The following is an 11,327-nucleotide window of genomic DNA, read 5'->3' on the forward strand; positions in this document are numbered from 1 at the left end:
CGCGCGCCACAATCCTGAGTGACGAAATATGTTTCACGATGACGAAATGTTTCTCCGGCTCGTGACAGACGCACACCAGATAGCCTCAATGCATGGCACGTTCACTCCCCTACGGCTCCTGGCCATCGCCCATCTCCGCCGCCGACGCCGCCGCTGGTTCCACCCGCTTTGACGGCGCCCGCTTCGTAAACGGTGAGGCGTACTGGGTGCAATCCGTCGCCGGACGCATGACGATTTTTCGCGAGGGTGCGAGCGAACCGCTGCTCCCGGAACCATGGAACGTGCGTTCTCGTGTGCACATGTACGGTGGCGGTGCGTGGAGCGCTGGCGCCGATGGCACCGTCTTTTTCGTGGAGGCGAGCGACCAGCGTGTCTGGTCGTTGGCACCTGGCTCTGCTGAGCCGCGCCCGCTTACCCCGGTCGACGAGACCGCAACGTACGGCGGCTTAACGATCAGCGCCGGCGTCCTGCTTGCGGTGCGCGAGCGACGTCTGACCACCGGCATCGAGCGTGACATTGTCACCATCGCAACCCGCGGCGGCGCCGATGACGACGACGCCGTCATGTCGCTCGCTTCGGGAACTGATTTCGTGGCGCAACCAGCGCTCAGCCCCGATGCCGCGAGCCTTTCGTGGGTCGGATGGAACCACCCCAACATGCCGTGGGATCATGCCGACGTTTTTGTGCGGTCCCTTGTGGCTCAGAACCATCCGTTCTCGGTTTCGGATGGCGCCGGACTGCAGCCGCAGTGGAGCAACCGCGGAGATCTCTTCTTCGCCGATGACCGCTCGGGGCGTTGGAACCTTCGTGCTGTGCCTGCTGGTTCCGCCTCTTCATTGCCTGTCGCGCCCAGCGACGCTGATACCGGCGGCGCGCTGTGGGTGCTCGGGCTGTCATGGTTCCGGCTTCTGGACGACGGCCGCGTGCTTGCCGTGCGCACCGACGGCGGTGACCGTCTCGTGCTGATCTCACCTGATGGTGAGCGCGAGATTGAGACGCCGCTTTCGGCCGGACTCATGGTTGAGGACGTTGACGGAACCAGGGCGCTGGTGAGCGGTGCGGGTGAACAGGTGCCTGGTGGCGTTTGGCTGCTCGACGTCGATGACCCGACCATCCTCCGGCCCGTCGCGGGAGGTGTTGCGGCATGGGGCTCCGAATGGCTGCCCCACGCCGAGTCGATGACGCTCGATGGCCCACACGGTGACATCCACGCGTTCTATTACGCCCCCACGAATCCGAATACGTCGGCTGCGCCTGGCGAGCTTCCGCCTGTGCTCATCATGGTGCACGGCGGCCCGACCGATCACGCGTCACCAGCGTTGTCCCCCACGATCACCTATTTCACGAGCCGCGGCATTGCCGTGTGTGAAGTGAACTACGGCGGCTCGACCGGCTACGGTCGCGCGTATCGTGAGCGCCTGCGTGGCCAGTGGGGTGTCGTCGACGTTGATGATGTCATCGCTGCGGCCGACGCGCTGGCAGCGTCGGGTCGTGTTGATCCCGACCGGATTGCGGTTCGTGGTGGGTCGGCTGGCGGTTGGAGCGTCTTGAATGCGCTGGCACGCAGCAACCGCTTCGCCGCGGGCATTGCCCGCTACCCCGTCACCGATGCGCGCGCGCTGGCGAGCGATGATGGCGAATTTGAGTCGCGCTACTTTGATGGCCTGATCGGCCCGCTCCCTGAGGCCAACGACCTGTACGTCGCGCGTTCTCCGCTGACGCATGCCGCGCACATCGGCAGCCCCGTTCTGTTGGAGCAGGGCGACGATGATCCCGTAGTTCCGCAGAGCCAGGCAGAACTGATTCGCGACGCGCTGGTCGCCAATGGTGTGCCGCATGCGTATGTGCTGTTCGCGGGCGAGGGCCACGGTTTCCGCAAGCCCGAAACGCTCGTGCGATCACTGGAAAGTGAGCTCGGTCTTTTGGGCGCTGTCTTCGGTTTTGACGCAGACGTGCCCGCCCTCGTGCTCAGCTAGCAGGATCGGCGAGGCGTGCCGATCGGCGCGCCCGCCACCGCGTGACTGGCGGTAGGAAGAGCTGGATGAGCGGGCCCACGCCAAACGCAAAGATGAGCGTACCAACGCCCACCTTGGTTCCGAATGCCCAACCAATCAGCGCCCAGCCGATGATGAGAACGCTACCTTCCAGCACCGTTCGCACAAGCCATACCGGCTGTTTGGTGACGCGCACGAGGCCCGTCATGAGACCGTCACGAGGGCCAGGGCCGAAGTCGGCGTCGATGTAAAGCACCGTCGCAAAGGCCAGAATGATGAGCCCAGCACCGAAGTAGACGCACCGTAACCACAGCTCTTCCACCGGCGGCACAAACAACAGCGCAAGGTCGGCCCACAGCCCGACCGTGAGACCGTTCATGAGCGTGCCAATGCCGAAGCGTTGCCGCAGGGGTAACCACAGCACCAGCACGATGACGGAAATCAGGATGGTTGCCGTGCCGTAAGTGAGGGGCGCGTGCTCGATGAAGCCAAAGCTCAGGACATCCCATGGGGCAACACCGATGTTGGCTCGCACCATGAGCGCCAACGCAAAGCCGTACAGCGCCAACCCCACAATGAGCTGGATCCAACGGTCAATTGTGTCCTTACGGCCAGACGTCGTAGCCGGAAGGAAGAACTTCCACCACATTAGACGGCGTACTGCTGAAGCTCGGCGGCGAGTCGTTCGCCGACACGGGCATGAACTCGCGTGCCCTCTGCCTCATGCTCTGACGAAATCAGCAGGCCACTCTCGTGAATCTGCGAAACCAGCGAGCCGCGGTCGTATGGGATGAGCGCGTGGACCTCGACGGCCGGAACCGGGAGAGCATCTTCGACGGCGGCGCGCAGCTCGGCGATACCTTCGCCGGTACGACTGGACACGAAGTAGGAGTCTGGTTGCAGGCCGCGCAACACGAGACGGGTGTCATCGTCGACGAGATCGGCTTTATTGAACACCACGATCTCGCGTGCTTCGCGTGCACCGACGTCTGCCATGACATCGCGCACGGTCTGCAGTTGGCTACCCGGATCCGGGTGGGCCGCGTCGACGACGTGCAGGATGACATCGGCCCCAGCCACCTCTTCAAGCGTGGACCGGAACGCCTCCACCAACTGGTGGGGCAGGTTACGCACGAAGCCGACCGTATCGGTGAGCGTGAAAACGCGGCCGTCGCTTGTCTCGGTGCGTCGCGTTGTCGCATCAAGGGTGGCGAACAGGGCGTTTTCAACGAGCACGCCCGCCTCGGTGAGGCGGTTCAGCAGGCTGGACTTGCCCGCGTTCGTGTAGCCAGCAATCGCCACCGATGGAATCGTGTGGCGTTTGCGCTCCGCACGCTTCGCCTCTCGTGCAGGCGCGAAATCGCGGATCTGCTGGCGTAGCTGCGCCATGCGGGTGCGAATGCGACGACGATCAAGCTCAATCTTTGTTTCACCGGGCCCACGCGAACCCATACCGGCGCCACCGGCACCCACCTGGCCACCAGCCTGGCGGCTCATCGAGTCACCCCAACCACGCAGGCGTGGCAACAGGTATTCGAGCTGTGCAAGCTCAACCTGCGCCTTACCCTCACGGCTCTTGGCGTGCTGGCTAAAAATGTCAAGGATCACGGTGGTGCGGTCAATAACTTTAACCTTCACCACGTCTTCCAGCGCACGGCGTTGGCTCGGTGCGAGTTCTGAGTCAGCAATCACCGTGTCTGCGCCAAGCGCGGCAACCACATCGCGAAGTTCTTGCGCTTTTCCGCGACCGATGTAGGTGGCAGGGTCAGGGTGCGGGCGACGCTGCAACAGACCGTCGAGCACGATAGCGCCTGCCGTTTCGGCAAGCGCGCTCAACTCACGAAGCGAGTTCTCCGCGTCGACTTGCGCACCCTGCGGGTACACGCCGATCAAGACAACGTTTTCCAGACGCAACTGGCGGTACTCGACCTCAGTAACATCTTCGAGTTCGGTCGAGAGTCCTGGCACACGGCGCAGCGCGTGGCGGGCTTCGAGGTCCCACTGCTCCCCGTCGGTTGAGCCATGGCCAGCCGTGGCGTCATCTTGCAGAGCTTGGGCGGCTCCAAAGACGCGCGTCGTGGTGCGACGTTCGGCGTGCGCCAAAACGCGCTCCACCGGGTCAATACCGTCGCCATCGTGCTCGGAGGCTCCGGCCTCGCCTGTGGTGAGGTCTGTCGTGGCGTCGTCGCCAGAACGGGTGTCCTCAGGGAAATCTGTATCGCTTGGCAGGATAATCGTCCTCTCGCACCGCTTACGCGGTTCAGTCAAGCCTAACCTCCGAACCGGGCTTCGCTCCGATAGTCTTGACCCCCATGAGCAGTGATCACTATTTCAGTGCCACGCCGTCCAGCTCGTACACCCCGCGCACCATTCATGTGACGCTGCAGGGACGTGCCGTGGAGCTGACCACGGCGGGCGGAACCTTCTCCCCAGACCGCTTAGATGCCGGCACCGGGGTGCTGCTCAACAACGTGCCCGCACCGGCCCCTGGCGGCAATCTGCTCGACATCGGGTGCGGATGGGGTCCGATCACGCTGAGCCTCGCAATGGCCTCGCCGCACGCGACGGTGTGGGCTGTCGATGTCAACGAGCGCTCCCTCGAGCTCACCCGCCAAAACGCGGCATCGCTTGGACTCGAGAATGTGCGCGTTTGCAAGCCAGATGAGGTGCCTGACGACATCGTGTTTCGCACGATTTGGTCAAACCCGCCGATTCGAGTGGGCAAGGATGAGCTCCACGGCCTGTTGCGCAGGTGGCTGCCACGCCTCGATGAGCGTAGCGACGCGTGGCTGGTGGTTGCCCGCAATCTTGGTTCTGACTCGTTGCAGCGCTGGCTGGATGCGACGCTCGGTTCAACGTTTACGACGTCGCGTCACGCCACCAGCAAGGGCTACCGGGTACTACGGGTGCGCAAGCATGGCACGCCACACACCGAGGCACTCGACCTCACGTAACCCCCTGGGTGCATCGACCCGCGCTACGCGAGTGAAATGGTTCCACTGAACACGAGCGAAGCCGGGCCAGACAATCCGACGTGCTCGCCCTCTTCTGTGGGAAACATGCGGACCCCGACGACTCCTCCCGGAACCTCGACGCGCCAGTTGTGCGGCGCGTGGGGGCCAGCCCAGTGCCGCACGGCAAGCGCAGCTGCCGCGATGCCGGTGCCACATGACAGCGTTTCTCCTACGCCGCGTTCGAACACGCGCATGCGAATGTGGCCGACGCCGTCGACGATCATGGGATCCTCCGGGACCACGAACTCGATGTTCGCGCCGGCCGCGGGTGCCGGGTCAAGATGTGGGATGACAGCGAGGTCAAGGTCATCGAGTTCAGCGTGCGAAGCGAGCGCGACCACGACGTGAGGGTTGCCAAGGTTAAGGCTGAGCCCGGGGCGCGCCACCGCAAGACCGCGCGTGCGTACCAGCGGCTCCGTCTGCTCGAGTTTCCAGCGCCCCAGGTCTACCTGGAAACCCTGCGCCGACCGGGTGAGGTCTTTGATGCCAGCGCGGGTACCGATCGGCAGCGTTGAGCCCGGTTCGATCGTGGCGAGGCCAGAATCCAGCAGATACTTCGCGAACACGCGGGTACCGTTGCCACACATTTCGGCTTTCGAACCGTCAGCGTTGCGATAGTCCATGAACCATTCGGCAGCGGGATCTTCCGCGAGAATCGCGGCGCCCTCGGCGATCGCCGCCGAGCGCACAACGCGCAAAAGACCATCGGCGCCGATACCAAAGTGACGGTCACACAGCGCTGCGACCTGGTCATCGGTCAGCTCGAGCTCACCGTCAGGGTCAGCGATAATGACGAAGTCGTTGCCGGTGCCGTGGCCTTTGGTAAACGCGATCTGGGGCATGAGTCCAGTCTATTGACGCCGGTGATGCGGCCGCGTCATTACTTCGCGACGAGAAGGTCGGCGGCCGTTGTGTCGCGGGCGTCGATCCAGTGCGCGTGCTCGTAGCGGCGGAACCATGACACTTGGCGGCGGGCGTAGCGTCGCGTCAGCGCCTGGGTCTCGGCGATTGCCTCAGCCTCGCTCATGTCGCCACGCAACTGCGCCAGCGCCTGCGCGTACCCGATGGCGCGAGGTGCCGTGGTTCCGTCTTCCAACCCGTGCTTGCGGAGCTCTGCAACTTCGGCAACCATGCCCTGCTCCCACATGCGCACCACACGCGCGTCAAGGCGCACCACGAGCTCTTCGCGCGGGATGCCCGTCGCGATGATGCGGTGCGGTTGCCAGGCAACCGGCTTCTCAGGCAGTGCTGCCTTGTGGGTGTCTTTTCCGAGCTCGAGCACTTCGAGCGCGCGCACCAGGCGACGTCCGTTGTGCGGGTCGATGCGTGCGGCAGTTTCCGGGTCTTTTGCGGCGATGCGTTGATACATGGCACCTGGACCGTGCTCGATCAGCTCAGCCTCGAGGCGCGCGCGCAGGGCCTCGTCGCGAGGCGGAAACTGAAAGTCGAAAAGCACGCTGGAGACGTACAGACCGGAACCACCGGCAAGGATCGCCGTGTGGCCGCGGCCATGAATGGCTGTGATGGCGGCGCGTGCCTCGCCCTGGTACCACGCGACGGCGGCATCTTCTGCGGGATCAAGCACATCCAGCATGTGGTGCGCGATGCCGCGGCGCTCCGCTACCGGCAGTTTCGCGGTTCCGATGTCCATGCCACGGTACAACTGCATGGCGTCAGAGCCGACGATTTCGGCCGTTTCGCCGCGACGAGCGAGCTCTTCGGCAATGTCAAGCGCGAGATCACTTTTGCCTGTGCCTGTGGCACCGACGACGGCGATGAGGCGCGATGAAATCGTCACGCCTGCGGGCGCAGCACAGGCAGGCCAAGGCCAACGATGCGCTTGCCATCTTCGCCGATAGCCGTCGCTGGTGCTGGCACGCCGCAGGACTCCGCCTGCGAGCGGTCCCACGCATCACCCGCACGAGTGCGGCGAATGCGCAGCTGCTCACCGTCGGCAACATCAGCGACCAGGTAGTGCGGAGCGCCTCGCGTCACGGTTACGGTGACCACATCGCCTGGGCGTGGAGTTTCGGAACCAGCGGGTACCGAGAAGTGCACAAGACGGTTGTCTTCTGCACGGCCAGACAGGCGGTGCGTTGCCGAGTCTTTGCGACCCTCGCTGGCGCCGACGAGCACGTTGACCTCACGACCGACCTGAGCTTCAGCTTCGGCCTGTCCTACGCGCTCCTGAAGGGCGATGAGACGGTTGTACCGCTCCTGCACCACCTCTTTGGGCACCTGGTTCGGCATGGTCGCTGCCGGCGTGCCCTCACGGATCGAGTACTGGAACGTAAACGCACTCGCAAAGCGCGATTCTTCCACCACACGCATGGTCTCGAGGAAGTCTTCTTCGGTTTCACCTGGGAAGCCGACGATGATGTCTGTTGTGATCGCGGCGTCCGGCATCTTTTCGCGCACGCGGTCCAGGATGCCGAGGAACTTTGCGGAGCGGTAGGAGCGACGCATGGCCTTGAGTACCGCGTCAGAACCGGACTGCAGCGGCATGTGCAGTGAAGGCATCACTGCGGGAGTTTCCGCCATGGCGTCGATGACATCGTCGGTGAAGGCGGCGGGGTGCGGGCTCGTGAAGCGAATGCGTTCGAGGCCTTCGATTTCACCCGCAGCGCGCAGAAGCTTGCTGAACGCTTGACGGTCACCGAACTCAACGCCGTAGGAGTTCACGTTCTGACCAAGCAGCGTGACTTCAACGGCCCCGTCGTCGACGAGCATTTTGATCTCGTTGAGGATGTCGCCCGGGCGACGGTCTTTTTCTTTACCGCGCAGCGCAGGAACGATGCAGAACGTGCAGGTGTTGTTACATCCGACCGAAATCGATACCCAGCCGCTGGAGACCGAATCACGTTTCGTCGGCAGGGTGGAGGGGAAAATCTCGAGCGACTCAAGGATTTCAAGCTGAGCCTCGTCGTTGTGACGCGCACGCTCGAGCAGGCCGGGTAGCGACCCGAGGTTGTGGGTGCCGAACACGACGTCGACGTACGGCGCCTTATCGATAACGGCTTGCTTGTCCATCTGCGCCATGCAGCCGCCGACGGCGATTTGCATGCCCTCCTTGCGACGCTTGACGGACGCGAGGTGGCCGAGGGTGCCGTAGAGCTTGCCTGCGGCGTTTTCACGCACCGCGCACGTGTTGATCACGATGACATCGGCTTCTTCGCCGAGCTCGGCGGGAAGGTATCCGGCGCTCTCCAGCGACCCGGACAAACGCTCCGAGTCGTGAACGTTCATTTGGCAACCGAGAGTACGCACTTCATAGGTGCGCTGCGTGCCGTCAGGACGAAGCGCAGCGGGCGATGGCTCGATCAGCGTCGGGGCGTTGGAAGGGTAAGACATGATGGTGCCATTCTACGTTCCTTGCGGAGCATGCGGACCTTCTGGCGCGATGGCCCCGCGTTGTGCTGGTGCCTGGCTAGCGGAAACGAGGCCTGCTGACTTCACGGAGCGCCTGCTGCGCCGCATCGCGTGCGATACCGCCCGAGAATCCGCGGCGCGCGAGCTGCCCCATCAGGCGGCGCAAGGCGACCTCGGGTTCCAGCCGTGACAGGCTCATCGCTTTGGTGCGTGCGTACTCCAACGCGCGCTCATCGTCGTCATCCGGAAGCTCAGCCAAGGCGGCGTTCGCGATGTCGCGGTCAATTCCTCTCGCCGATAGTGCGAGGGCAATTGCGCGGCGCCCCTGCCCTTTACGAGTCGATCCGGCGTAGACGATTTGCTCAGCCAGCACAGCGTCGTCAAGATATCGACGCGCGATGCACGCATCGACCACCTCATGCTGGATGTCGTCGCTGACGTCGAGTCCGCGCACGTATGCACGCGCTTCGGAAATCGACAGGCCCTTACCCCGCAGCTTCTTCAGAAGCGCCGCCTCGGCGCGGTGCCGCTGCTGCTCAGGGGATTCGTCAGAAGTCTCGTCGTCGATGCTCTCGATCACACGCAAACGCGGCCTGCTGCGCGGGGCGCTCGCTTGCGCCGTGCCGCGCTGACCGCGTGCACCGCGTGCGGGAGACGGTACCTTCGGTGCGTCGTCGGACTCGATGTCTGCGCCAGGCAGCGGCTGCATGCGGCGTTCATCGGCTGGCTTGCTGAGCTCCGAAGCTTTCATCAGCGTCGGTTTCTTCGCTCCCCCGATGGTTGGCAGCGGGATCGACGATGACGTGGGGTGTCGTCGGCGCGACCCTGCCTCATCGTGAGCGTTCGCCGCCGATGGTGCCGACGAAAGCGGACGCACCGGTGCCTGCTCAGGATCAACCCACCATCCTTCGGCGTCCGTCGAATCGGCCGGGTTCTCGTCATTCACCCAGGCGTTGGCCCGTGGCTCAGACGTTGCCTGCGCTGGAGCAGATTCATCAGGCGACGCAGGCGTCGAGCGACCGAACAGGGGAATCACGGGGGCGATCTCGTCGCCCCCGCGATTCACGTGCTCGTTCATGCCGAGCGACGCTCCTCGGCGGTCGCCTCTTCAGCGACAGCGCCACCGATGCCCAGCTTCGCGAGAATCTTCTTTTCAATCTCGTTCGCGGTGTCCGGGTTCTTTAGCAGGAAGTTGCGCGCGTTTTCCTTGCCCTGGCCCAGCTGCTCGCCGTCGTAGGTGTACCATGCGCCAGACTTCTTCACGATGGCGTGCTCGACGCCGAAGTCGATCAGGCTACCTTCGCGGGAGATGCCGACACCGTAGAGAATGTCGAACTCGGCCTGCTTAAACGGCGGGGCCATCTTGTTCTTGACAACCTTGACGCGCGTGCGGTTACCGACGGCTTCGGAGCCATCCTTCAGCGTCTCAATACGACGAATGTCGAGGCGCACCGACGCGTAGAACTTCAGAGCCTTACCGCCGGCGGTCGTTTCGGGCGAGCCGAAGAACACACCGATCTTCTCGCGCAGCTGGTTAATGAAGATCATCGTTGTGTTGGTCTGGTTCAGACCACCCGTCAGCTTTCGCAGTGCTTGCGACATGAGGCGGGCCTGGAGTCCGACGTGGGAGTCACCCATTTCGCCTTCGATTTCCGCGCGCGGCACGAGGGCGGCGACGGAGTCAATGACAATCAGGTCAATCGCACCCGAGCGCACCAGCATGTCGGCGATCTCCAGAGCCTGCTCACCCGTGTCGGGCTGCGAGACCAGAAGCGCATCGATGTCGACGCCCAGCTTCTTTGCGTAGTCAGGGTCAAGGGCGTGCTCCGCGTCAATGAACGCGGCGATACCGCCTGCACGCTGCGCGTTAGCGATCGCGTGCAGTGTCAACGTGGTCTTACCAGATGACTCAGGGCCGTAAATCTCAATAATGCGGCCGCGGGGAAGCCCGCCAATGCCGAGAGCAACGTCCAAAGCAATCGACCCGGTCGGGATCGTCGCAACGGGGGCGCGCTCATCGCTGCCGAGGCGCATGACGGACCCCTTGCCGAACTGTCGGTCAATCTGGGCGAGGGCAGTTTCTAGTGCTTTTTCGCGGTCTGCGGGTGATGGCATGACGTGCTCCTAAGTGCTCGCGTTCTCTGTCGCCTATAGGCTGTCGCGCCGCCCCACGAGTGCGGGGCGTGTCTTCGACAAGGCGTCGGTTGGTGATGATGTTGACGCTACGCTGAGCCTCCGACATTGCTTATGTCGGGCCTCGAGACGTGGACAAAAACGCCATCACTAACCGTTGTGAAGGAGCCTACGCCCTACTAGAACGAATATTCGAGGACACGCCGGAGAAAGTTTCGAAAAGCAAAAATCTCCGGCCGCGTATGCGACCGGAGATTTTGTTAGCGACGAGCGCGATCGATGCGCCCTGCCCCATACCAGCGACTTTCCGGAACATCTGCCTCAGCGCAGAGCGCGAGCCAGATCTCCCGAGGCGGCACGCCAGCATCCAAAGCGGCGTTCGGCGTCTTGCCGATGGCGGGAAGATGAAGATCTTCCAGCATCGTCATTGCCCGGCCACCGAACTCACCCTCGACGGCACGCAAGAACTCGCTACGACGCATAAAGAATTAGTGCAGCGACAGCTCAGGTTCGACCGCAGCCACCAGCTCGTCGGGAACCGTGTCCGGGAAGGAGCTGACCGTCTCGAAGGGTGTCAGCCCCTCAAGGACGGCGATGCGATCCCCCACCTCACGCATCACGACGGAAATCGGAACATCGAGCGCTTCAGCAACGGCAGCGAGAATTTCACTCGATGCCTCCTTCTGGCCGCGCTCGACTTCGCTCAGGTAGCCCAAAGCGACGCTTGCGCGGCTAGCAACCTGACGAAGAGTCTGTCCCTTTTGCTGGCGGAGGTCGCGAAGCACGTCGCCAATTTCCTGACGTACCAAGATCATTT

Annotated in this window: 11 protein-coding genes; 2 read left to right on the plus strand and 9 right to left on the minus strand. The window is 63.4% G+C overall.

Going from position 1 to position 11,327, the window contains the following annotated elements; all coding sequences use genetic code 11:
* Positions 1 to 92: 92 nt before the first annotated feature.
* Entirely contained in the window at positions 93 to 1,976 is a 1,884-nt protein-coding gene (locus KTJ77_RS08005) for a prolyl oligopeptidase family serine peptidase (protein WP_217337884.1), read from the plus strand.
* Here KTJ77_RS08005 and KTJ77_RS08010 read toward each other — a convergent pair.
* Together KTJ77_RS08010 and hflX are read right to left on the minus strand one after the other, a co-directional pair.
* Positions 1,969 to 2,643, minus strand: a complete 675-nt coding sequence (locus tag KTJ77_RS08010; RefSeq protein ID WP_217337885.1) for a YitT family protein — start codon at positions 2,641 to 2,643, stop codon at positions 1,969 to 1,971. The two genes, KTJ77_RS08005 and KTJ77_RS08010, sit on opposite strands and share 8 nt — an antisense overlap.
* A complete protein-coding gene (hflX, locus tag KTJ77_RS08015; protein ID WP_367948902.1) occupies positions 2,643 to 4,118 on the minus strand; it encodes a GTPase HflX in 1,476 nt (491 codons plus the stop codon). The genes KTJ77_RS08010 and hflX overlap by 1 nt, the downstream gene beginning before the upstream one ends.
* Positions 4,119 to 4,306: 188 nt before the next feature.
* On the opposite strand from hflX, the gene KTJ77_RS08020 reads away from it, so the two are divergent.
* Positions 4,307 to 4,948 carry a class I SAM-dependent methyltransferase gene (locus tag KTJ77_RS08020; protein WP_217337886.1) on the plus strand — a complete coding sequence of 214 codons (642 nt, stop codon included), beginning with the start codon at positions 4,307 to 4,309 and terminating at the stop codon, positions 4,946 to 4,948.
* Between the two features lie 23 nt (positions 4,949 to 4,971).
* On the opposite strand, the gene dapF is transcribed toward KTJ77_RS08020, so the two are convergent.
* From dapF to KTJ77_RS08055, 7 genes are all read right to left on the minus strand, one after another.
* Positions 4,972 to 5,850, minus strand: a complete 879-nt coding sequence (gene dapF / locus KTJ77_RS08025) for a diaminopimelate epimerase (protein WP_217337887.1) — start codon at positions 5,848 to 5,850, stop codon at positions 4,972 to 4,974.
* A gap of 38 nt (positions 5,851 to 5,888) precedes the next feature.
* Positions 5,889 to 6,800, minus strand: coding sequence for a tRNA (adenosine(37)-N6)-dimethylallyltransferase MiaA (gene miaA / locus KTJ77_RS08030; protein WP_217338399.1), 912 nt, complete (start codon positions 6,798 to 6,800; stop codon positions 5,889 to 5,891).
* Between the two features lie 2 nt (positions 6,801 to 6,802).
* Positions 6,803 to 8,359 (minus strand): tRNA (N6-isopentenyl adenosine(37)-C2)-methylthiotransferase MiaB, encoded by a 1,557-nt coding sequence (miaB, locus tag KTJ77_RS08035; RefSeq protein ID WP_217337888.1) that lies wholly within the window; start codon positions 8,357 to 8,359, stop codon positions 6,803 to 6,805.
* Between the two features lie 76 nt (positions 8,360 to 8,435).
* Positions 8,436 to 9,455: a regulatory protein RecX gene (locus tag KTJ77_RS08040; protein WP_217337889.1), complete on the minus strand. Its 1,020-nt coding sequence runs from the start codon at positions 9,453 to 9,455 to the stop codon at positions 8,436 to 8,438.
* Positions 9,452 to 10,492 (minus strand): recombinase RecA, encoded by a 1,041-nt coding sequence (gene recA, locus KTJ77_RS08045; protein WP_217337890.1) that lies wholly within the window; start codon positions 10,490 to 10,492, stop codon positions 9,452 to 9,454. The genes KTJ77_RS08040 and recA overlap by 4 nt, the downstream gene beginning before the upstream one ends.
* 278 nt (positions 10,493 to 10,770) lie before the next feature.
* Positions 10,771 to 10,992 (minus strand): DUF3046 domain-containing protein, encoded by a 222-nt coding sequence (locus tag KTJ77_RS08050; protein WP_217337891.1) that lies wholly within the window; start codon positions 10,990 to 10,992, stop codon positions 10,771 to 10,773.
* A gap of 6 nt (positions 10,993 to 10,998) precedes the next feature.
* On the minus strand, positions 10,999 to 11,325 hold the full coding sequence (locus KTJ77_RS08055; protein WP_217337892.1) for a helix-turn-helix domain-containing protein: 327 nt from the start codon (positions 11,323 to 11,325) through the stop codon (positions 10,999 to 11,001).
* Positions 11,326 to 11,327: the final 2 nt, after the last annotated feature.

Source organism: Microbacterium sp. NC79, from assembly GCF_019061125.1.
In the GTDB taxonomy this organism is placed as follows: Bacteria; Actinomycetota; Actinomycetes; order Actinomycetales; family Microbacteriaceae; genus Microbacterium.